Here is a 23,637-nt window from a genome sequence, read left to right as displayed (position 1 = left end):
ATTTATTCTTCATGCGATTTTAAAAAATCTAACCATTCAGTATATGCCTCAAGAGCTTCTTTTTCATAACCAAGCTGCAAAGATTTTAATAGCCTTTGTAATATTGGCTTTTCTTCTTCCGTCGTCATTTTTTTTAACGCATTGGCACTATAAGCCACAAGTTGAATCCATATTCTAAGAGCTAAACGATTTTCTGATGCAATGAGAAGTTCACGTAAAATATGATCTCGAATTACTTCTGTTTCCAATTCAATTTTTAAAAATAAACTTTCCCAAACAGGAAGTTGTCTTAATCGTTTATCGGAACAAATAATTCGTATCGCTTCTCTTTCATGAATTTCCCGTGTTTTATGAACATCGCGTATTGATTGATTTTCTTGCAATATAAAAGTAGCTAGTAATTCAACTAATCGATATTGTTGAGAGGAAGCTAAAAAAGTACCACCGCCTTGGCGGGTCTCAATAATTCCTAGCAATTCTAAACTTCGTAACGCTTCTCTTACCGAAGATCTACCAACGCCTAACTTTTCTGATAAAACTCTTTCCGAGGGGAGCTTATCACCAGGTTGAAGTTTATCAGCGATAATAATGTCTTTTAATTTACTAACAATTTCTAAAAAGACTTTTTTATTTTCTTGTTTCGTGTCCATGTTCACCTCAAAACGTTTTAACAACCCCTTATACCGATCGTTTACTAAAATACAGTAATCCCCAACATTATCATTTAAATCCTCACATAAAGTGGTCAGACCACTTTTGTACAGTTTACAAAATGTTTTCTACTTTGTAAAGAAAAAACTGTGCAAAATCGCACAGTTTTTGTAAATTCAAACAAAAATATCTCGCTATTGAACATTTCTTATCATTTTCACTTTTATTTGAGGCTGGTTGTAGCGATATTCTACATTACCTTCTAAATAGATTAGCACCTCTTCTTTTATCCATCCTAGGCATTCATTATATTGTTTCGGAAACAGAGTTGCTGAAACCGATCCATATTCATCTTGAATTTGAACAAACGCCATCAGTTCACCTTTTTTTGTGCGTATTTGACGAATGGACTCTACTATTCCTACAAGTTTTACTAAGGCGTTTTGCGGAAGACCATTCAACAGAAAACTATTTGTATTCACATGTAGTTTGTGGCGGATGTTTGTAACCGGATGTTCCGATAAATAAAATCCTATGACTTCCTTCTCGAATTCCAGTTTCATTTTATTTGGAATCGGCGCTGCTTCCATATATTTCGGTTTTCCAAATAGCGAGGTTTGTGAAGTAAATAAATCTTCTTCCTCTGTCGGCCGAACTATTTTTGCATGTTTTTCTGCTGCTTCAATCGTTGCAAGAAGCGTCGCTCGATCCTTTCCAAAATCGTCTAACGCACCTGCTTTAATCAATGGCTCTATCCATTTACGGGCGAAATAGTTACCGCTTAAGGAAACAGCCAAATCGAATATATCATGAAAATTACCTTGTTCTTTTCGAGCAGAAATTAATTTTTGTAAAAACGTTTGAGAAACGCCCTTGATTGCTGATAAGCTGTAGCGAATATTTCCATTTTCAACTGAAAATACCCGATTGCTTTGATGAAGGGAAGGCCGTAGTATCGATATACCTTTGCTTCTCGCTTCCATTATTAACGAGAATAATTTTTCTTGATTTCCTGTGGCAAAGGTCATCATGACAGCATAAAATTCCGCTGGATAATTTGCTTTCAAATAGGCCATCTGATAAGAAATCATGCTATATGCAACCGCGTGGCTTTTCGCAAAACCGTAATCTGCAAATCGCACAATTTGTTGATATACCGATTCTGCCACCTCTTTGCTATATCCTTTATGGATTGCGCCGTTGACAAAGGCTATCCTTTGCTCTTCCAATACCTCACGTTTTTTCTTGCTTACCGCTCTTCTCAATAAATCAGCCTGTCCTAGTGAGAATCCTGCTAGAATGTTGGCAATTTGCATAATCTGTTCTTGATATACTATGATGCCATACGTTTCTTTTAAAATTGGCTCTAAATCAGGGTGTGGCATCTCAACGGACTGTACCCCTTTTTTCCTGGCTGCATAAATCGGAATAAACTGCATTGGTCCAGGTCTATACAGAGCATTTACTGCAACAATATCGGAAAATTGTGTAGGTACAATTTCCCTCAAAGCACTCTTCATTCCCTCCGACTCCAGCTGGAATATGCCTGCTGTATCTCCTTTTTGCAACAATTCAAAGGTTTTATGATCATCCAATGGGATTTCATTTAAATCAATTTTCTCATTTCGAGCATAGTAAATCATTTTTTGAATTTGCTCAATCATTGTTAAGTTTCGTAAACCTAAAAAGTCCATTTTTAATAGACCTACTTGCTCCACTTCTTGCATAGGCCATTGTGTAATAAAAATCCCATCATGTCCCTTTTCAATCGGAACGACCTCAACTAAAGGAACTGGACTTAACACGACACCGGCTGCGTGAGTGGAAGCATTTCTAGGTAATCCCTCTAATTTTAACGCCGTTTCAAACCAACGTTTTCGAATAGACTCCTCTTCAATCCATCTTCTTAAAGGTTCACTTGTATGGTATGCTTCTTTTAATGTAATCCCTAATTTATTTGGAATGAGACGAGAAATCATTTCAAGGGTGTCAGATTCAAAGTTGAACATTCTCGCTACATCCCTAGCGACAGCCTTTGCCGATAGACTGCCAAAGGTGATAATTTGCGCTACATGCTTCTCCCCATATTTTTTTGCCACATACTGAATTACTTCCTGTCTTCTCGTATCGACAAAGTCAATATCGATATCAGGCATCGTTACTCGCTCAGGATTTAAAAATCGCTCAAATAATAATCCGTAACGAATCGGGTCGACTTGGGTAATGTATAAGCAATAAGCCACAAGTGAACCAGCTGAGGAGCCTCTCCCTGGTCCAGTTAAAATTTGCTGCCCGCGAGCAAAATTCATAAAATCTGCAACAATTAAGAAATAATCAGCAAAACCCATGGAACAAATAATTTCTAACTCATGATTTAATCGATGGATATAGATTTCATTTGGTGCATTCGTTTTTAACCGCTCTTTTAATCCCTTCAACGCTAACATTCTCAATACTTGTTCCGCACTTTGTCCTTGTTGTAAAGGAAATTTTGGCAGTATATGGCCTTTTTGAGCGATGTCTACTTGGCAACTCAAAAGCATATTTCTGCTCTCTTGCAGCCACTCTTCACGGTCATTAAACCAGTGGAGCCAATCATGTTTAGTAGGAGTATAATGTCGTTTGTAATTTTCATTGATTTGTACTTGTTCGCTTAATTTAACGCCCATTTCAATACTTCTTGCAACTCTATAACTAAAGGCATCTTCTCGATTTAAATATAGACATTCATGAATCGCCATGATAGGAATTTGCAATTTTTCACTCAGGTGAATGACTTCATTTTCAAAAGGAGACTTTTCTCCTTCAAGCCTTGAAATACCTAACCATATTCGCCCTTTGAATAACTTTTGCAACAGTTCGATGGAAGAGGGATGCTCTACCCATTTGGCATCATCACTTATAATTGGAATTACGACGGCAATACCGTTAGAGTATCCTTTTAGCCACTGAATTGGCAATAACTCATCATCTCTAATGGCAATGCTGCTAGATATCTTCAGTAGGTTTTTATATCCATCGTTGTTTTGTGCGTATATTAGAAGGGGAAGAACGATGTGATCAAACTGCACTCGAGCAGTAAGACCTATAACCGGATGAATACCTGCATTTTTTAATCCATGGTAAAAAGGCAAAAGCCCGTACAATTTTGTATTGACGATTGCACAAGCTTCTGCCTTTTGTTCAATTAAAAAAGGGATGAGTTCTTCCATACGAATCGTACTCTTTAATAAATCTGCACTTGTTCGTACTTGTGGATAAATGGACAATCTGCATCCCTCCTGTATTTATTGATATTCTTTACAAAGTTGTTTTAAATCTGCAATTACTTGGTCTACTTCTTCCCATGAATAAGCAGTTGCGCCAGAAGCTAGAGGATGTCCACCTCCATGGTATTTTTTGGCGAGTTCATTGACAATTGGACCTTTTGAACGCAGTCGCACTCGAATCTCATGAGGTTCTTCAACAAAGAACGCCCATGCCCGAACACCTTTAATATTACTTAGTGACCCTACTAAAGAAGAAGTTTCGGAAGTAGTGACTTTGTATTCTTCAAGTAGTTCTTTTGGTAGTTTAATATATGCAGCGCCATTTTCGTCCATAGTAAAGTTTTGATATACATATCCTTGCAATTTTAATAGGTTTGGATCCATTTCATACATGCCATTAAAGATTTCGTTGCGATTGAACTGATAATTAACTAATTGCCCTGCAACTTCAAAGGTTTTAGTAGTTGTGCTAGGATATAAAAATCTCCCTGTATCTCCCACAATGCCTGCAAAAAGAAATTTCGCACATTCTTCAGACATTTTCCATCCTTTGTATTCTCGACCTTCTTCATACAATTCGTAGATTAATTCGCTACAGGAACTGGATTCCGTATCAACCCATACTAAATCTCCGTATGCATCATCGTTGGGATGGTGATCGATTTTTACGAGAAAATTTCCATTAGAATATCGATCATCATCAATTCTCTCAGTATTTGCAGTATCCGTTACGATGACAAGAGCCCCTTTATATTCTTCATCGGAAACTTCATCAGGATGAGCCAAGTAGGATAATAATTCATCATGCGTACCAACTGCATACACTTTTTTATTGGGATAATTATCTTTAATTAATGTTTTTAAACCGAATTGTGAACCGTATGCATCAGGATCCGGACGGATATGTCGATGAATAATAACTGTATCATATTGTTCAATAGTATCAATAATTCGTCGCTTCAAATTGGTACCCTCCAAAGTTATTGAAAAATTTTTTAATATATTAGCATTTTTATAAAAAAATCGTTACAATAATTTTAGTTTGTTTAGGAGGTTCTGAAAATGTTAAATGCGTTATTTGTAACTTTCATCATCGTTTCATTTGCCGCCTATTTTTACTATAAAACGAAACAATTTCGTACTTCATTGCCGATACAAAAAAAATGGTATAAAGCGAAAGCCGGTGTTGCTTTAGGTCTTTTCGTTATATTTTTTGGTTTAAATACCTTTATTATTCAAGATACATTATTAGGTAATATAGTTGGTGTTGTTTTCGTTGTTGTCGGACTAATGGAATCTTATCACAGTTATAAACGTGCAAAACATGAAGGAAAATTTGTTCAACAAGAATATGAATTAAATAAGCAATAATCGATTTATGAAAAAGTTGTCCAATTTCTTTTGGACAACCTTTTTCATTTACTAACGATCTAACAGCTGGAAAGTAGCCATCGCTTTTCCAACAAGCGCTTCTTCGTGATAAACATCAAAATCCATTTTTACGAATTTTCTACTCATATCTAATATATGTGGAACAACTTTTAACACATTATCCATTTGAATTGGTTTAATATAATAGGTTGCAATGTTTTCTACTACCGCATCTCCACGTTTTCGTCTTTTTAGTGCAATTAATCCAACTTCCGTCAACAATGTTGTAAAGGCACCATAAGATATCGCACCATACTGGTTTGTCATTTGAGGCGTTACTGTAAATTCAACTATTACTTCTTCCTCACCAAGTACTTTCATTTCACTTTTTACGATGTCATCAATCGTTTCACCATGTTGCGGTTGATGTTGGGACGTTTGCAATGCCTTTAATACATCTTGACGGCTGATTACACCTTGTAAATATCCATCATCATCCACGACAGGAAGTAAATCAATCCCTTCCCAAACCATTCGGTGGCCTGCTGAAGCAACACTTGTTTTCATTGACACGGAAATCGGTTGTTTTGTCATTACCTTATCAATTAATTCATTTTCATCTTTCCCAATCACGTCTTTAGCAGTGACAATCCCCACTAATTTATTATTTTTTGAAACAACCGGGAATGCTCCGTGCGTTGTGTGGGCATTTAATGCATGAAAATCAGCAACCGATTGTCCGACATTTAATTTTGCTGTATCTTCCAAACGTACATAAATATCTTCTATTAGCAAAATATCTTTTTTAATGAGTTGGTCATAAATGGCACGGTTAATCATCGTTGCTACTGTAAATGTATCATAACTAGATGAGATGATTGGCAACTCCAGTTCATCCGCGAGTCTTTTATTTTCTTCTGTCGTATCAAATCCACCTGTAATTAATACTGCTGCACCAGTTTTTAAAGCGTTGTGATGAGCTTTAAAACGGTTACCAACAATTAAAAGACTTCCAGGGTCGGTATAGCGCATCATATCTTCTAATTGCATTGCACCGATGACAAATTTATTCAACGTTTTATGCAACCCAGCTTTTCCACCGAGCACTTGTCCATCTACGATATTGACGATTTCCGCGAAAGTTAGACGTTCAATATTCTCCTTCTTTTTCTTTTCAATTCGAATCGTTCCTACGCGTTCAATGGAACTCACCAAACTTCGATTTTCTGCCTCTTTAATTGCTCGATATGCCGTACCTTCGCTTACTTGCATTTCTTTTGCAATTTGTCGGACTGATATTTTTTCGCCAATAGGAAGTGACTCGATATATTGCAATATTTTTTCATGTTTTGTGGACATCGATATCACCTATTTTCATCGTACTTTCTCCTCCCATAGTGTAACATATTTTCAATTATGTATAGAAAAAAATCGAGAAAGTAGTCATGGATATTTTACAATAATCGACAAAATCTCCATAACTCACTTTCTCTATTGCTATTCATTTAAAAAACTTTTTGATTTTATGTTTTATAAGTTTAAGGCAATTCTACTTTTTGCCCTGCTTCTAAAATTTGAACTTTACTATTTTTCACCAACTTCGCAAAGTCATTCGGATCTTGTTTGATGAGTGGGAACGTATTGTAATGAATTGGTACAACCGTTTTAGGTCTTAATAATTCCACAGCATATGCCGCATCTTCAGGGCCCATTGTAAAGTTATCACCAATCGGTAAAAAGGCAACATCAATTTCATTTCGGTCACCAATTAATTTCATATCACCAAATAACGCTGTATCGCCTGCATGATAAATTGTTAAACCTTCCGCGTAGAACAAGATTCCACCAGGGTTTCCTGCATTAACAACTTCTGTTTCAGTTTCATAAGTAGAACCGTGGAAAGCAAGCGTATATTTTACTTTACCAAATGGAAATTCATAAGCTCCTCCAACTCCCATTGGATGGGCATTGACACCTTGTTTTTGTAAATATACTGCCAACTCATTTAGCGCCACTACTTGCGAATTGTTCGCTTTCGCCAGCGCTATCGTATCTCCAACATGGTCATTATGACCGTGTGTCAATAAAATCACATCTGGCTTTTCTTCCTCAACTTTTAAATCAGTTAAAGGGTTTCCTGTAATAAACGGGTCAATTAAAATCGTTGTGCCATTTGTTTTAATTTTTACGACGGAATGACCATGGTAAGAAATTTCCATTATGTTTCCCCCTTTAAATAAATAAAATTTCATCATTTATATTTCTACAAAACCTTCTTTTTTCCTTCTTTTTGCTATACTAATACTGTTATATTTCCTTTTATGTAATATATAAACCAAACTTGGAGGAACGTCTAATGAGCAAAATGATAAATATCCAATCTTACTTAAAGGAGCAGGAAATTGATATAGCCTTCGTTACAAATCCAGATAATGTATTTTATTTTTCAGGGTTTAAAAGTAATCCCCACGAAAGATTACTAGGTATTTCGATTTTTCAAAATGCAGACCCATTCATCATATGTCCGAAAATGGAAATCTCTGATGTGAAATCTTCGGGTTGGTCATTTGATATTGTTGGTCATAGTGATACCGATCAACCATGGAATATATTAGCTAACGAAATACATTCTCGTACGAAACATATTTCAACAATTGCTATTGAAAAAGGGCATTTAACAGTTGAACGATTTGAAGCTCTACAAGCCTTCTACCCTAATGCTCGTTTTGTTCCAATTGATAATCAAATAAACGAGCTTCGGGTAATTAAAGATAAAGAAGAACTGGATAAATTAAGAAAAGCCGCTGAATTAGCCGATTATGCAATTGATGTCGGTGTAAAGGCCATCAAGGAAGGTATTACTGAACTAGAAATTGTTCACATTATTGAAAGTGCTATTAAGGAAAAAGGTTATTCCATGTCCTTCGAAACGACTGTATTATCTGGTCCAAAAGCTGCATCTCCACACGGTACTCCAGGAAATCGCACCATTCAAAAAGGCGACTTTGTGTTGTTTGATTTAGGGGTAATTTACGAAGGATACTGTTCCGATATCACTCGCACCGTTGCATTCGGGGGAATTAACGAAGAACAAAGAAAGATTTATGAAACAGTAAAAAAATCAAACGAAGAATCCATCAAATCAGTGAAACCTGGAATTCGCTGCATGGATTTAGATAAAATTTCCCGGGATATAATTTCTGATGCAGGATATGGTGAATATTATACTCACCGATTAGGCCATGGTCTTGGCATTTCAGTACACGAATTCCCATCAATTACTGGAACAAATGAAATGAAATTAAAACCAGGCATGGTATTTACAATTGAACCTGGCATTTACAAATCCGATGTGGCTGGAGTTCGTATAGAAGATGATGTTGTCGTAACGGAAAATGGTGTTGAAGTCCTAACGAAATATCCAAAAGAATTAATCATTATCCAATAATTGAAAGAGCTTCTCAACGTCTATTAGACATTGGGAAGCTCTTTTATTTTAGACGGTCGTTTTTTTCTTTCCTAAATATGCTTCGACAATTCGCTCATCCTTGAGTAAATCATCCGCAGGTCCTTCAATAATTATTTTTCCTGTCTCCATTACATATCCATAATCAGCGATTTTCAATGCTTGTTTTGCGTTTTGTTCCACAAGCAGCACCGTCGTTCCATCTTCTTTGATTTCTTTAATTATATTAAATATTTCCGCAACAATTAGAGGAGCTAACCCCATAGAAGGCTCGTCTAATAATAATAGCTTCGGTTTTGCAAGCAATGCACGTGCAATTGCAAGCATTTGTTGTTGGCCGCCAGATAACGTACCAGCCAGCTGTGATTGGCGCTCCTCCAAAATCGGGAATCGTTTCATTACATTTTGTATATCTTTTTTCACATCATGATCTTTACGATGATAAGCGCCCATTTCAAGATTTTCTAAAACGGTCATGGTGGATAGAATTGCACGACCTTCTGGAACGAGGGAGATACCTTTCCTCAAAAGTTGGTGTGGACGCATTCCCGTTACATTTTGTCCTAAAAATTCTACCGTTCCCCTTTTTGGTTTTATAAGGCCGGCAATTGTTCGCATCGTCGTTGATTTACCAGCGCCATTAGCTCCAAGAAGTGTTACAATTTTTCCTTCTTCCACTTCTAAATGTATTCCTTTTAATGCTTGAATTTGTCCATAATACGTTTCAATATTTGTTAACTTAAGCAATTGTCTCTTCCTCCTCTTTACCGAGGTAGGCTTCAATCACCGCTTCATTATTTTGAATTTCATCCGGTGTCCCTTCTGCCAATTTCTCACCAAAATTCAGAACGGTAATTCGATCACACAACTTCATGACAAGCGACATATCATGCTCAATAATGAGTACTGTAATTCCCATAGATTGTATTTTTTTAATTAAATCAAATAAATTATCCGTTTCCGTTTCGTTCATACCTGCTGCCGGTTCATCGAGCAGCAATAAAGTCGGATTGCTTGCTAATGCTCTAGCAATCTCCAATCTTCTTTGTTGACCATATGCTAAATTCTCTGCAAATTGGTCTTTCAGTTGACCAAGTCCAACTAATTCTAATAATTCTTCACTTTTTTCTTTTAATAATTTCTCTTCTTGCTTTTGAGATTTCGTTCGAATTACGCTTCTGAAGACTCCCGCTGAAATTCTTGAATGCCCACCGACCATTACATTTTGTAACGCTGTCATTTGCGGAAACAGTCGAATATTTTGATAAGTTCTACAAATGCCTTTTTCGGTTATTTTATATGGCTTTAGTTTTGTAATTTTTTCTCCATTAAAAAAAATTTCACCTTCTGTCGGTTCAACAATATTTGTAATGCAATTAAACATCGTCGTTTTACCAGCACCATTTGGACCAATTAATCCATAAATTTCCCCTTGTTGAATTGTAAAAGAGATATTTTTTAATGCGGTAATCCCGCCAAAACGTTTTGTAATGTTTTTCACTTCAAGGACCATTAGCTAGTCCCCCTTTTAATACGTTTTCCTTTTAATCGATAAAACAAATAAAGATCTAATATTCCTTGAGGGCGAACAGCCATTAAAATCACGAGCATAATTCCATAAAATATATACCGATAGTCACTTACAAAACGTAATACTTCAGGCAATAATGTTAAAATGGTTGCTCCAAAAACGGAACCAATTATTACTTCGCTGCCGCCAAAGACTGTAAATATCAAAATTTCTACTGCGCGATGATATGAAAAATCAGATGGAGAAATATAACCAATTGTATGTGCAAATAGTGCACCAGCAAGTCCTGCGATAAAAGCTCCTTGTGCAAATGCTAATACTTTATAGTACGTGATATTGATTCCCATTGACTCCGCCGCTTTTTCGTCCATTTGTATGGAAGAATAAGCTCGTCCAATTCTTGAATTTTGTTGACGAATGACAAACCATAAAATGAATAAAACGATTATTAATAAAACGATGACAAGGGATAAATAAACAAATTGATTATTTTTCAAACCTAGAGCACTAGGTTCTATTCCGATACTTTTTGCAAACTTTAGCAATTCCCTCCCCAACTGAGGAATACCAGTTAAACCAACTGAGCCTTTCGTCAAGCTTTCCCAATTGACAAAGAGAACACGAATAACCTCTCCAAATCCTAATGTTGCAATTGCCAAATATACACCCGTTAATCTTAATGATGGGATTCCAACGATAATACCAATTACACCTGCTAAGAGGGCACCCACTAAAATTGTTACATAAAGTGGAAGTTCATAATGAATCGTTAGAAGGGCGGATGTGTATGCACCAATTCCCATAAATCCTGCACTTCCTAAAGATAACTGCCCACTTGATAACGGAACATATATACTAAGGGCTAACATTATGTTAATTAATATGAAACATAAAACTTGTAAATAATATGGATTTAATAGTTCTCCTAACATTCTTATCACCTGCCCTCTGCCGTCTTGGATCCAAATATACCTTGTGGTCGAATTAATAAAATAAGAATTATCATGATAAATGCGATAGCGTCTCGATATCCCGAATCGCCATAAGCAACAAGCAACGTTTCAGATAAACCGAGGATTAGCCCCCCAACCATTGCTCCTTTCACATTGCCCATACCACCTAAAATAATGATGGCAAGACCCTTTAACCCCATAGATAAACCCATTTGTGGACTTACCGAGTTAAAGGCCATACCTACTAAAATACCTGCTATGCCTCCCATGCCGGAAGCGATAATCACCGTTAATGTGATGATTTTTTTCGTATCCACTCCAAGAATACTTGCTGTTTCTAAATTTTCTGCCGTAGCTCTCAGGGCTTTACCAGCTTTTGTTTTTGAAAGCCAAACAGATAATCCGACCATTAATATGACGGAAATAACAAAAATCGTAATTTGTACTAAATAAATTGTTATTGAACCAATTTCAAAACGAATTTCTGCAAAAGCAGTTCGAAATGGCTTATTTCCAGCTCCGAACATATGATGAGATAAATTTTCAAGAAAGATTGATACACCAATCGTACTAATTAGTGGAGCCAAATGGGATACTCCCTTTTTCCCTCTAAGAGGGCGTAAACTGAAGATTTCTAACAGATAACCTAATAAGGAAGTAACGACTATCGACGCAAGAAAAGCAAGCCACAACGGCCAACCTAATACACTCGTCGTCAATACACCAATAAAAGCTCCTACCATAAAAATTTCGCCATGGGCCATGTTGATGATGCCTAATACGCCAAAAACTAGAGTAAACCCAAGGGCGACAATCGCATAAATACTTCCTAATGTAATTCCATTGATCAACTGTTCAATTAGCAATAACCATCACCCTTTTCATATAAGGAAAAGTAGAATTCGAGGTTATTCCTCGAATTCTACAAATTTCCCATCTTTTATTTCTACAACTGTAACATCCATCACGACATCACCAACTTCATTGAATGAGAATAGACCTAATATCCCTTCAAAATCTTTCGTCTCAGCTAATGCATCTCGGAATGCATCTCGATCTTCACCTGTACCCGCTCTCTTTAATGCATCTGCATAAATATAAAGAGCATCATATGCTTGCGCAGCAAATTGGTCAGGCTTTTTCCCATATTCCTCTTCATATTTTTTGTTAAATTCAACGATTTTTGGATCTGTAGAATCCCCGAAATATGGTGTTCCTACAATTAAACCGTTCGCAGCATCGCCTGCAATTTCTATAACTTGAGGGGAGTTAAATCCATTTCCTCCAACGAACGGAACAGTAATGCCCATCTTCCGCGCTTGATCGATAATAACGGCACCTTCGTTATATAAAGCTGAAGCTAAAACTAAATCTGGATTCGTATTTTTGATTTTCGTTAGCTGTGCTTTATAGTCGCTTTGACCTTTTTGATATGTTTCAATTGTTGTAATTTCTAAGCCCATTTCTTCCGCAGTTCTTTTCATTACTTCAAATCCCGCTTTTGTAAAAGCATCATCATTCCCATAAATAATGGCAACCTTTTTTGCTCCTGTTCTTTTTACTGCTTTTTCCATTGCAGCAGGAATTGCTAACGCTTCCGGAATTGAATTTCGGAATACATAATCTCCAATTTCAGGAATTCCGTCCGCTGTTGTAGATGTACCCATAATTGTAATACCGTTTAAATCCGCTTCAGGTGCAACCGCGAAAAATTCCGTACTAAGCGTTGGTCCAATAATTGCAAGAATAGAATCATCGGCCATTAATTTTTGACCGGCATTTACCGCTTGTTCCGCTTCACCAGCAGAATCTTCAATTACTAATTCAATATTCACTTCACCATTTTCATTAATTTCCTTTTGAGCTAATTTCAACCCTTGTGTAATCGCCTCTCCATAGGCAGCCCCTGCACCAGATAGGTATGAAATTACCCCGATTTTTGCTTGAATTACCTCTCCAGATGTTTCGTCTTCAATACTTGTCTCACTTTGTCCTCCGCTGTTAGTTGATGTTGATGAACTACCACAAGCTGTTAATAGAATTAACATGAATGTTGCTAAAATAATTAGAAATAGTTTCTGGTACTTTTGCATTTTGAATCCCCCTAAAAATTCAATTCTATTAATTTACACTATTGGAGTAATGTAAATCTCTATTTATTATTCTATTAATTGAATTTTAAAAATATTACAAATTCTATTCATAAAAATTTCTAATAAAATAAAAAAATACTTGGAAATACATAAGTATTCCCAAGTATTTGAAATAGTTATAATTAGTCTTGTAACAGTGTATCAGCAGATACATATTCGCGTTGTTGCTCATCTGCAACCGCTTTATACACAACATATCCATTTAACGTGTTTAGACCTTTTTTCAGTGTTTCATTTTCTAAACAAGCTTGTTTATATCCTTTATTAGCAATTTGTAACGCATAAGGAACCGTTACATTTGTCAATGCAATTGTTGATGTTCTTGGAACTGCTCCTGGAATGTTCGGAACTGCATAATGTAAAACACCGTATTTTTCAAATGTTGGCTTATCGTGAGAAGTAGGGTTGTTCGCTGTAATTTCCGTACTTCCACCCTGGTCGATCGCAATATCAACGATAACAGAACCAGGCTTCATTTGTTTTACCATTTCTTCCGTTACTAATTTAGGAGCTCTTGCACCAGGAATTAGAACCGAACTGATTACAAGATCTGATTGTTTCACAGACTCTGCGATATTATACGGATTAGAAATTAATGTTTTAACAGAAGATCCAAAGATATCTTCTAATTGACGTAAACGATCCGGATTCAGTTCAATAATTGTTACATCTGCACCCATGCCAATAGCAACGCGAGCAGCATTTGTTCCAGCTACTCCCCCACCGATAATTGTAACTTTTCCACGAGGTACACCAGGTACACCGCCTAATAAAATTCCATTACCACCATTTAATTTTTCTAAATGATGCGCCCCAATTTGGACACTCATTTTTCCAGCAACTTCACTCATTGGTGTTAATAATGGTAATGCTCGATTTGGTAATTGCACTGTTTCATATGCAATTCCAATTACTTTTTTATCTAATAACGCTTGTGTTAATTCGTATTCAGGTGCTAAATGCAAGTAAGTGAAGAGGATTTGTCCTTCATAAAAATATTTGTATTCGCTTTCAATTGGTTCTTTTACTTTTAAAATTAATTCCTGTGACCAAGCTTCTTCAGCAGTGTCAACAATTTTTGCACCCGCAGCAATATAGTCTTCATCAGTGAATGAAGAGCCTAGTCCAGCACCTTTTTGAATATATACTTCATGACCAGCATTCGTTAAAGTTACAACCCCTGCAGGTGTCATTGCTACACGATTTTCATTATTTTTTATTTCTTTAGGTATTCCAATTTTCACGAAAACTCCCATCCTTTGCTTGAATATTCGTAATAAAAAATCAATCACCACTATTCTATCAATTGTTAAAAAAAAATTAAATTATTTTTTGAAAAATTTTTTCTTCCAAATAGTTCCATATTTTTTCACATTATTCACAATTGTAAATATAAAAAATTACAGTATTGTAGAAAATTTTTTTACAATAATTAGAATATTTTGTGAATGTTTTTCATTTTTAACTAAAATAGCATTCTCATTGTCTGAAAATTTGATATAATAAAAACATAGTTAAAGGAGGTAAACAATATGACAAAGTATAAGAGTATTGTGGTGGCTGTGGATGGTTCTAAAGAAGCAGAATATGCTTTTAAAAAAGCAACTGAAATCGCTAAACAAAACGAAGATGCAAAATTAAACTTAGTGAATGTAATTGATACTCGCTCTTTTGCAGCAATTGAAGCATATGATCGCTCAATCGCTGAAAAAGCACAGGCGTTCTCTGAAGAATTACTTGAAGGATATAAAAAGAAAGCTGAAGAAGCTGGCGTAAAAAATGTGAACGTAATCATTGAATACGGATCTCCAAAAACAATCATTACAAAAGAATTATCCAAATTAGTGGATGCTGATTTAATTGTCTGCGGTGCTACTGGTCTAAATGCCGTTGAACGTTTCTTAATCGGTTCAGTATCAGAAGCAATTGTTCGCTCTGCAAAATGTGATGTTCTTGTAGTTCGCACTCCTGAAAATTAATCTAGTATAGATTTTAACCCTTTATGATTTCGAAATCATAAAGGGTTTTTTTGTTTAACATAAAATATTAAAGTTTTTGTTATCTTTTTGCAATAGAAGTTTTTGTCGAATTATGATACAACTATATCTGTTCTCAATTAACCGCCGCTATAACGCTCATTTTGCTTTTTTAGTTGGCTTCTACTCCTTTGAGTTCACAATAAATATAGAAAGAATGATTCTATTGAAACGAAATTCATATTTTGATAATGCAAGAGCAATATTGATTTTCCTCGTTGTGTTTGGTCATATGATTAGTGACTATATAGAAAATGAAAGGATTCTAGCAAATATTTATCTTTTCATCTATACATTTCATATGCCTGCATTCATTTTAATTTCTGGTTATTTTGCAAAAAAAGTTTATGAACAAGGCTATTTTAAAAAACTCATCAAAAAACTCCTCATCCCTTATATTATTTTTCAAGTGTTGTACACTTTTTACTATGATTTAATATTTGAAGACTCGATAGGTTATAGTTTATTTATCCCAAGATGGGGACTTTGGTTTTTGATGAGTTTGTTATTTTGGAATATTCTCTTATATTTCTTTGGAAAATTAAAATATGGACTTCCAATCGCAATTCTTATTTCTCTATTAATTGGCTATGATACTGAAGTGGATGAATTTTTAAGTTTGTCCCGCACCTTTTTCTTCTTTCCGTTTTTCTTAGCTGGATTTCATTTAAAAGAACAGCATTTTGTCAAAATAAAATCCAAAATCAACGTATTTATTGGCACAGTACTTGCCATCGTAGGTTTTATCATCATAGTTCTCTATGTACCAATCGACTTCAGATTTTGGTTATTTGGAAAAAGACCATATGAAGAAATAACGAATCTCTTAGAATATTCAGCACTCATAAGATTAAGTACATACGGTATTCAGCTGTTAGCGTTGTATACCTTTTTTTCCCTCGTTCCTAAAAAACAATGCTATCTTACATCCATCGGCCAATCTACGATGGTGATTTATTTGCTTCATATGGCTATTGTTCGAGTTTTCCGTGAGTCTTCAATAAAGTCGTATATCATAGAATCAAGCCAATATTGGATATTGTTTGTATTCAGCTTATTAATTGTATATTGTTTGTCAAGAAAACCGGTCGTCCAATTCGTTGATACGTTATTGTACAAAAAATTTTAATAGGTGTTTAACGGGGTGTGTCTATAAAAATTAGACACCTCCTCTTTTTTTATAAATTTCCTATTTTCTCGTATTTTGTTCTTTCCAAATTTTCACTTTTTCAAAGAAGTATAATAATGCTTGCTTATTGGATAAATTCGGCACCTTCGCTAATAATACTTCTATTGGTGGCCTCAATGTATCACTTTTCTTTTGCAATATTAAAATGCTTTTTTCATGCAATTTGGATTTAAAGATGTTTTCTGGAAGCTGCATCACAGCTTGAATCCACGCATACTTCTTCAAAAATTTATGCAACATTTCAGCTTGTTCCGATTCAAATAAAGTTGCAGGGATTAAAAAAATCAAATAACCGCCATCTTTCGTATAATTTAATGCTTGTTCAATATATAAGTGATGAGCGTAACTCATCCCTTCTTTAGAACTTAATTCATAGTTTTTTGCAATATCATCATTTGGATAAAATCCTACTGGTAAATCACAAACTACCACATCTACAGGGTCAACTAGTAATGGTCTTAACGCATCTTGGTGGTATAACTGAATTGGTTGTTCAATAAGCTCTGCAATTTCCCCAGCTAATTGAATTAACAATTCATCCACTTCCACACCCGTTGCGAACACTTTTCCATCCAATTTGTTCATAATCGTAAACATTAAATTACCTGTTCCTAAAGCCGGGTCTAAAATTGAAATTGTTCCATCTTTTAATGTTTCCTCAAAAAATTGTTCAACGAAATACGTTATTAATAAGCCTAAAGAATCTGGCGTCATTTGGTGATTTGGTTGAGAAGATTCGCGCATTCCTTTTAATATAGAAAGCTGAATTGCTTTACGCATTTCTTCCTTCGTTGCTGCTTCAAAGGGTAATTCATATTTTCCATCAAGTATCCCCTTGAGAGTTGTTAAGACACTCTCTAAATATGTAGAGGACTCTGTTTTTTCAAGTTCCTCTGTTTTTTTATTGATAAAGGTAAATATTTGCTCTATCTTTTCCATCAAATTCTTCCTTTCATTAATTTCCATTTTTTTATGGAGTTACGATTAGAACGACAGGAACATAGTCGAAAATAAGTGTAGACAAAGCCGTCTTTGACTTTGTCTACATAAAAAGTTGTTATCATAAAACTATCATATACGATAAAAGAACTTCTTGCATCATCGTATTGTTAAATCAATTCTTTAACAGCGTTAATCGCCGCTTCATAATTTGGATGGTTTGTTGTTTCAGGAACATATTCTACATATCGAACAATACCTTCACGATCGACAACAAACACCGCACGAGCTAATAAGCGTAACTCTTCAATTGCAACTCCATAAGCTTTTCCAAATGAAAGGTCTTTATGGTCTGATACTGTCACTACTCGATCAATACCAGCTGCTCCACACCAGCGTTTTTGAGCAAAAGGTAAGTCAACAGAAACAGTATAAACAACCACATCTTCTCCTAATTTTGCTGCTTCTTCATTAAAACGGCGAGTTTCTGCATCACAAACACCTGTATCAAGAGACGGTACAGTAGCGAATAAGCGAATTTTACCTTCAGAATCTTTTAATGTTACAGGTGTTAAATCATTGGCAAGCACCGTAAAGTCTGGTGCAATGTCACCAACTTTCACTTCATTTCCTAACAATGTTACTGGATTATTTTTAAATGTCACTTCAGCCATTTGAATATTCCTCCTTCTTTTCTACTTATTTCATCTTACTAAACACCTTCACGTATAAGCAAATAACTTAACTTGAAAATTAAAAACCATTCAGCGTCTAAAATTTTCATGACACTGAATGGTTTTAGTAACTCTATACTGTTTGATGATTTGATTCAATCATTTTTTCTTTTATAACTTTTTTTTCATTTTTCACATACACTTTTTCATGCACCACAATGGTATCTGCTATATAATCTTGTAGTCCTTGATTTTTTGGAGTAAATGCAACAGCAATATAAGGAAGCCAAATTGTATTGTTAATAAAACGAGAGACTAACTCTCTAAACAATACTGTACTCCAAGATAGTTTTTGTTCTTTCAGTGACTTTACTTTTAAACCGAAAATCATTTTGCCAACAGTTTGCTGCCAATACTTTGTCATAAGTACAAAATATCCATAATAGAAAAATCCTGAAATAATGGTAATAGGCGCATACCAAACGGAACTAGATAAATTCCAACCCATCATATAGAAAATTGGTTTAACTAAAATACTGACGATTGCAGTAACAATGAGACCATCTGTAATAAATGCCCAAAAACGAATCCAAAAACCAGCTGTTTTTTCTTCATATTCTGTAACGATTTCCGTTTCTGAAAATGTTTTTGGAAATTTTTCCCTTTGCTCTAGATCTTTCTCTACACCAGCTTGCTGATCAGGCTTAATTTCTTTATCTGTCTCCACTTTGATTTCTTCTTCATTTGCAACGAACTTTTGAGCAATTTCCGAAGTGTGTGCATTTTCAATTTTAAGCTCCTCTTGGTCTCGATCGTTTGCTGAGTTTTGTTCCGTTTGTTTGTTTTGTAAAATGTCATTATTCGACTCATGGGCAGAAGTTTTCCGGTTATTATCTTGATTATAACTCGTCATATTCCAGCCCTCCTTAATATTGGCCATATAAATACATTAATCGTGGTGCATCATAAGAATTCATCAATTTCATTAGCATCCGCTCTTCTGGTGAAGGGCCAAAGAGTGTTCCCAGTTTCATTGTAAATAAAGAAGCAAAACTACCTAAATTTGACTCATATTCGAACAATTCAGCGTCTTCCAATCCATAATCTTCTCTTAGTGACTGAATTGCATCCTCTAAACTTCCAAGCTCATCGACCAAACCAGCTCTTAACGCTTGACTACCACCTAAGATTCGTCCGTCCGCAACTTTTTTCACTTCCGCTTCAGTCATTCCTCTTCCTTGCTCTACTATATCTACAAATACTTCGTAAGATTCATTAATCATCTCTTGAATCATCGCTTTTTCTTCTTCTGTCGTAGGTCGAGTACCACCGAACATATCTTTATGTGGACCGGATTTGATTGTTTCAAATTCAACACCCAATTTTTTCGCTAGCTCTGCATAATTATAACTTTGCATGATAACACCAATGGAACCCGTAATTGTTTCACGATGGGCAAAGATTTTGTCTGCTGGAGCGGAAATATAATAACCACCTGATGCAGCCATGGATCCCATTGAAACGTATATTGGAATACCTTTTTCTTTAATTTTTAGCAATCTTTCATGAATTTCAGCAGATTCAATAACTCCACCACCTGGTGAATTGACAGATAATACAACACCTTGTACTGTATCATCTTCCAAAATTTGGTCTAATGAAGCAAGAAACATTTGGTGATCATATTCAAGCGGTACCCAAGGTGAACTTGAACCAACATCTTGAATTACTCCATCTATAGATAGTAAAGCAATTCGTTCATTAAAAGACCCTGGTTCGAGGACCGTCTCTGCAAGTTCTACATCCGTAAGCGTCTCAAATCCACTTAAAAAGTCACTCTTGAGAAATGACATTAACGTATTGATTGCGATTGATGCAATCAGCAAAAAAACTGCTGCTCCTAACGCTATCCATCTTTTTAAATTCATCTAATTTACCTCCTTCAATTTACATACGTTTTTCAACAACAATTGTTTCAAAAAAATGATAAATTTTTCTATGCTAGTATAAGATTACATGAAAAAAAGGCATTCAGAAAGTAATTGTTTCTGAACGCCTTGACTTTGATATCACTTCATGCAATAGATAAGTATTTAATTAATTATTTTAGAACTTGCTTTTGCATTTCTCTTTGACGCAATTCTACGCGTCGAATTTTACCGGAAGCTGTTTTTGGTAGCTCGTCGATAAATTCGATTGCTCTCGGATATTTATACGGTGCAGTAATATTTTTTACATGCTCTTGTAACTCTTGAACTAGGGTAGGGCTATCCTTTAAAGATGGATCTTTTAAAACAACGAATGCTTTTACGATGCTTCCTCGAATCTCATCAGGACTTGCAACAACCGCACATTCTTTTACCGCTGGATGTTTAACAAGGGCATCTTCCACTTCGAAAGGCCCAATCGTATAACCGGAAGAAATGATAATATCATCTCCACGACCCTCAAACCAGAAGTATCCTTCTTCATCCTTATATGCACGGTCACCAGTTAAATACCATTCTCCACGGAATTGTCTTTGCGTACGCTCAGGATCATTTAAATAACCTTTAAACAATGCAGGTGTAGAAGAATGAACTGCAATATCTCCAACTTCGCCTGGTTTTGTTGGTTCTCCATCTTCATTAATAATATCCACAATATTTCCTGGAGTTGGTTTACCCATAGATCCTGGTTTTGGTTTCATGCCGAGGAGTGTTCCAACAAGCAATGTATTTTCAGTTTGTCCATAACCATCACGAACTTGTAAGTTAAATACATTTAAGAATTTATTGATTACTTCACTGTTTAACGGTTCCCCAGCAGAAACAGCGCTTCTTAAATTGGATAAATCATAAGATTCTAAATCATCCACTTTCGCCATCAAGCGATATTCTGTTGGTGTACAGCATAATACATTAATCTTGTAATCTTGCAACATTTGCAAGTAGTTTTTTGGATCGAATCGTCCTGTATGAACAAATGCTGTTGCCCCGCTTCCTAAAATAGCTAAGAATGGGCTCCAAATCCATTTCTGCCAACCTGGTGCTGCTGTCGCCCAAGCTAAATCATTTTCTTTTACACCGAGCCAGTGCTCAGCTGCTGTCCGTAAATGTGCATATCCCCAACTATGAGTATGAATAACCCCTTTTGGATTTCCTGTCGTTCCACTTGTATAAGATAAGAAAGCAATATCTGAACTTTTCGTTTGCACTTCATTAAATTCATCGGATAAATTTTCAAGCTCTTTTTCTATTTGAATCCACGGTTCATTCGCTTCACCGTAAACGAAAAGTTTTAATCCATTTAACGATTTTACATCATCAAATTGAGAAATTTCATTTGAGAAAGCAACAATTCCTTTTGCACCTGAGTGTTCGATGCGGTAGTCAATATCTTTTGCTCTTAACATTTCAGAGCTTGGAATAATTGTAATCCCTGCTTTTAATGCACCAATGTATGTAGCATATGCTTCAGCAGAACGTGGAACCATGACAAGAAGAACGTCGCCTTTTGTCAGTCCATGTTTTTTAAATAAATTTGCTACTTTATTTGCTCTTTTTAATAACTCTACAAACGTGATTTTTTCTGTCGTACCGTCTTCATGGTGTACCAGTAACGCCACTTTGTTTTCATCTTTTGCCCATTTTTCGAATTCATCTGCAATATTATATTTCTCTGGAGCTAGTAAATCCTCTCTTTTCAAGCAAATTCCCCCTCAATTTTCAAAAATAAAAATATTATTCTAATTATAATATATTCAATAATATCATCAAAATATTCTAAATAGTATATATATTTTTGTTTAAAAAGTAATTTTTTTGAGAATGAATGAAATAAATTATAGAAAAAAAGCTAGTAGCATACGCTACTAGCCTTGTATTACTTATTGTTGAGTTCCACGTAATTGTGACTCAGCCATTTGCACTAGACGTTTAGTGATTTCTCCTCCGACTGACCCGTTTGCACGAGCAGAAGCTTCAGGTCCGAGTTGAACACCAAACTCTTGTGCAATTTCATATTTCATTTGATCTAATGCTGCATTTGCACCAGGAACTAAAAGTTTATTTCTGCTGCTGTTGTTGTTTGTAGCCATCTCTCTCACCTCCTTGTGCATTTAGAATGTGCTGTAATTATTAATTAATACATAAAAGGTGAGAGGTAAATTGTTCATATATTACCGATTCGATGGTACAAAATTATTATATATTATAATAAATGCTTAAATTTCTCTACTTTCATACGTTTTTCAGGCAACGTATAAATTTCGCGATTTTTCACTGCTCGTTCAATATACTCTTCAAAATCTACTTGAGATTCGAAATAAGTTACTCGATCTATTTTTGGTCTTGTTTTCGGATTTGCTGGTGTAAATATTGTACAGCAATCTTCGTACGGTTTAATGGAGATTTCGTACGTGCCAATCTTTTGAGCAATATCAATAATGTCCAGCTTATCGAATGAAATCAAAGGTCGAAGAATCGGTGTATTCGTTACTTCATTGATTGCCGTTAAACTTTCTAATGTTTGGCTTGCTACTTGTCCTAAACTTTCACCTGTAACAAGCCCCAAAGCGCCAATTTCTTCACGAACACGATCTGCAACTTTCATCATCACTCTGCGTGTTGTTGTCATTAACATTTCTTTTGGTACTGAATCTTTAATTAAAACTTGTAATTCAGTGAATGGTATAACATGTAAATGAATAGAAGAACCGAATTTTGTTAATTCATTTGCTAAATCTTTTACTTTTTGCAATGATTGTTCACTCGTATAAGGTGGGCTATAAAAATGAATGGCATCAATTCTTACTCCCCTTTTCATCATTAAATATCCTGCTACTGGGCTATCAATTCCTCCAGAAAGCAATAATAGCGATTTTCCGTTCGAACCTACAGGCATACCACCTGCACCATAAATGATTTCAGACATTAAATAAGCTGCTTCTTTTCGAATTTCAATTCGAAGTTCCACATCAGGATTTTTAACATTTACTGATAAATTTGGATTATGTTTTAATAAAAATCCTCCAACTGCTAATTGTATATCATATGTTTTGAGTGGGTATGTTTTATCTGATCGATGCACTTCCACTTTAAACGTGATTTGCTGATCTTTATAACGATCCATTATTTTTTGGGCTAACTGTTGGATGTTTTCAATTTCCCTATCGCATATAGCAACAGGACTAAACGATTGAATACCAAACACACTAGGCAATTTTTCCATCAATACTTCAAATTGTTTTTCATTATCAAGCTTAATATACATTCGATCCCGCTCTGCTTGAACTGTCAGAGGGGCAATATCAGAAAAAGTATATTTGATATTATTTTTTAATCGGTGAATAAAATCTTTACGATTTCGACCTTTCGTAGTGAGTTCACCATATCGTATTAATATTTCATTCCAAAGCATCATTT

General features: G+C 35.3%; 22 protein-coding genes. 4 read left to right on the top strand and 18 right to left on the bottom strand.

Annotated elements, in window-relative coordinates; genetic code table 11:
* Nucleotides 1–2: 2 nt before the first annotated feature.
* The 3 genes from NSQ18_RS12565 to NSQ18_RS12555 all read right to left on the bottom strand — a co-directional run bounded on the left by NSQ18_RS12565 (nt 3) and on the right by NSQ18_RS12555 (nt 4,883).
* Complete coding sequence (locus NSQ18_RS12565; RefSeq protein WP_339288254.1) at nt 3–650, bottom strand: GntR family transcriptional regulator; 648 nt, start codon at nt 648–650, stop codon at nt 3–5.
* Between the two features lie 195 nt (nt 651–845).
* Nucleotides 846–3,920: a DNA polymerase III subunit alpha gene (gene dnaE, locus NSQ18_RS12560; RefSeq protein ID WP_168411915.1), complete on the bottom strand. Its 3,075-nt coding sequence runs from the start codon at nt 3,918–3,920 to the stop codon at nt 846–848.
* An 18-nt stretch (nt 3,921–3,938) separates the two neighbouring features.
* The gene (locus NSQ18_RS12555) at nt 3,939–4,883 is read right to left on the bottom strand and encodes a bifunctional oligoribonuclease/PAP phosphatase NrnA (RefSeq protein ID WP_016837121.1); all 945 of its coding nucleotides are present in this window, start codon (nt 4,881–4,883) and stop codon (nt 3,939–3,941) included.
* 99 nt (nt 4,884–4,982) lie between these two features.
* On the opposite strand from NSQ18_RS12555, the gene NSQ18_RS12550 reads away from it, so the two are divergent.
* Complete coding sequence (locus tag NSQ18_RS12550) at nt 4,983–5,291, top strand: YtpI family protein (RefSeq protein ID WP_016837120.1); 309 nt, start codon at nt 4,983–4,985, stop codon at nt 5,289–5,291.
* Nucleotides 5,292–5,342: 51 nt separating this feature from the next.
* Here NSQ18_RS12550 and NSQ18_RS12545 read toward each other — a convergent pair whose 3' ends face one another.
* Both NSQ18_RS12545 and NSQ18_RS12540 read right to left on the bottom strand, forming a co-directional pair.
* Entirely contained in the window at nt 5,343–6,650 is a 1,308-nt protein-coding gene (locus NSQ18_RS12545) for a DRTGG domain-containing protein (protein ID WP_016837119.1), read from the bottom strand.
* A gap of 179 nt (nt 6,651–6,829) precedes the next feature.
* The gene (locus tag NSQ18_RS12540; protein ID WP_016837118.1) at nt 6,830–7,510 is read right to left on the bottom strand and encodes a metal-dependent hydrolase; all 681 of its coding nucleotides are present in this window, start codon (nt 7,508–7,510) and stop codon (nt 6,830–6,832) included.
* Nucleotides 7,511–7,647: 137 nt separating this feature from the next.
* On the opposite strand from NSQ18_RS12540, the gene NSQ18_RS12535 reads away from it, so the two are divergent.
* Nucleotides 7,648–8,739, top strand: a complete 1,092-nt coding sequence (locus tag NSQ18_RS12535; RefSeq protein WP_339288250.1) for a Xaa-Pro peptidase family protein — start codon at nt 7,648–7,650, stop codon at nt 8,737–8,739.
* 48 nt (nt 8,740–8,787) lie between these two features.
* Here NSQ18_RS12535 and NSQ18_RS12530 read toward each other — a convergent pair whose 3' ends face one another.
* The 6 genes from NSQ18_RS12530 to ald all read right to left on the bottom strand — a co-directional run bounded on the left by NSQ18_RS12530 (nt 8,788) and on the right by ald (nt 14,638).
* Nucleotides 8,788–9,504 (bottom strand): ABC transporter ATP-binding protein, encoded by a 717-nt coding sequence (locus NSQ18_RS12530; protein WP_016837116.1) that lies wholly within the window; start codon nt 9,502–9,504, stop codon nt 8,788–8,790.
* Nucleotides 9,497–10,270: an ABC transporter ATP-binding protein gene (locus NSQ18_RS12525; protein ID WP_339288247.1), complete on the bottom strand. Its 774-nt coding sequence runs from the start codon at nt 10,268–10,270 to the stop codon at nt 9,497–9,499. The genes NSQ18_RS12530 and NSQ18_RS12525 overlap by 8 nt, the downstream gene beginning before the upstream one ends.
* Nucleotides 10,270–11,220, bottom strand: coding sequence for a branched-chain amino acid ABC transporter permease (locus tag NSQ18_RS12520; RefSeq protein ID WP_168411917.1), 951 nt, complete (start codon nt 11,218–11,220; stop codon nt 10,270–10,272). Before NSQ18_RS12520 ends, NSQ18_RS12525 begins: the two co-directional genes overlap by 1 nt.
* A gap of 5 nt (nt 11,221–11,225) precedes the next feature.
* A complete protein-coding gene (locus NSQ18_RS12515; protein WP_016837113.1) occupies nt 11,226–12,107 on the bottom strand; it encodes a branched-chain amino acid ABC transporter permease in 882 nt (293 codons plus the stop codon).
* 42 nt (nt 12,108–12,149) lie between these two features.
* Entirely contained in the window at nt 12,150–13,334 is a 1,185-nt protein-coding gene (locus NSQ18_RS12510; protein ID WP_016837112.1) for an ABC transporter substrate-binding protein, read from the bottom strand.
* A gap of 182 nt (nt 13,335–13,516) precedes the next feature.
* Complete coding sequence (gene ald / locus NSQ18_RS12505; protein WP_016837111.1) at nt 13,517–14,638, bottom strand: alanine dehydrogenase; 1,122 nt, start codon at nt 14,636–14,638, stop codon at nt 13,517–13,519.
* Nucleotides 14,639–14,926: 288 nt separating this feature from the next.
* Here ald and NSQ18_RS12500 point away from each other — a divergent pair, with 288 nt between their 5' ends.
* Complete coding sequence (locus NSQ18_RS12500; RefSeq protein WP_016837110.1) at nt 14,927–15,373, top strand: universal stress protein; 447 nt, start codon at nt 14,927–14,929, stop codon at nt 15,371–15,373.
* A gap of 223 nt (nt 15,374–15,596) precedes the next feature.
* Nucleotides 15,597–16,559, top strand: coding sequence for an acyltransferase family protein (locus NSQ18_RS12495; RefSeq protein ID WP_016837109.1), 963 nt, complete (start codon nt 15,597–15,599; stop codon nt 16,557–16,559).
* Nucleotides 16,560–16,619: 60 nt separating this feature from the next.
* On the opposite strand, the gene NSQ18_RS12490 is transcribed toward NSQ18_RS12495, so the two are convergent.
* From NSQ18_RS12490 to thiI, 7 genes are all read right to left on the bottom strand, one after another.
* Nucleotides 16,620–17,558 carry a class I SAM-dependent methyltransferase gene (locus NSQ18_RS12490; protein ID WP_016837108.1) on the bottom strand — a complete coding sequence of 313 codons (939 nt, stop codon included), beginning with the start codon at nt 17,556–17,558 and terminating at the stop codon, nt 16,620–16,622.
* A 170-nt stretch (nt 17,559–17,728) separates the two neighbouring features.
* Nucleotides 17,729–18,232, bottom strand: coding sequence for a thiol peroxidase (tpx, locus tag NSQ18_RS12485; protein WP_016837107.1), 504 nt, complete (start codon nt 18,230–18,232; stop codon nt 17,729–17,731).
* A 133-nt stretch (nt 18,233–18,365) separates the two neighbouring features.
* A complete protein-coding gene (locus NSQ18_RS12480) occupies nt 18,366–19,145 on the bottom strand; it encodes an RDD family protein (protein WP_339288240.1) in 780 nt (259 codons plus the stop codon).
* Nucleotides 19,146–19,158: 13 nt separating this feature from the next.
* The gene (gene sppA, locus NSQ18_RS12475; protein ID WP_016837105.1) at nt 19,159–20,160 is read right to left on the bottom strand and encodes a signal peptide peptidase SppA; all 1,002 of its coding nucleotides are present in this window, start codon (nt 20,158–20,160) and stop codon (nt 19,159–19,161) included.
* A 173-nt stretch (nt 20,161–20,333) separates the two neighbouring features.
* The gene (locus NSQ18_RS12470; RefSeq protein WP_339288238.1) at nt 20,334–21,920 is read right to left on the bottom strand and encodes an AMP-binding protein; all 1,587 of its coding nucleotides are present in this window, start codon (nt 21,918–21,920) and stop codon (nt 20,334–20,336) included.
* A gap of 180 nt (nt 21,921–22,100) precedes the next feature.
* On the bottom strand, nt 22,101–22,310 hold the full coding sequence (locus tag NSQ18_RS12465) for an alpha/beta-type small acid-soluble spore protein (protein WP_016837103.1): 210 nt from the start codon (nt 22,308–22,310) through the stop codon (nt 22,101–22,103).
* 113 nt (nt 22,311–22,423) lie between these two features.
* Entirely contained in the window at nt 22,424–23,632 is a 1,209-nt protein-coding gene (thiI, locus tag NSQ18_RS12460; RefSeq protein ID WP_026018967.1) for a tRNA uracil 4-sulfurtransferase ThiI, read from the bottom strand.
* Between the last annotated feature and the right edge of the window lie 5 nt (nt 23,633–23,637).

The sequence above is a fragment of the Ureibacillus sp. FSL K6-0786 genome (genome assembly GCF_037965165.1).
In the GTDB taxonomy this organism is placed as follows: Bacteria; Bacillota; Bacilli; order Bacillales_A; family Planococcaceae; genus Ureibacillus; species Ureibacillus thermosphaericus.
Note: the sequence above shows the minus strand (reverse complement) of the source record. Positions and strands in the feature narration are given on the sequence as shown.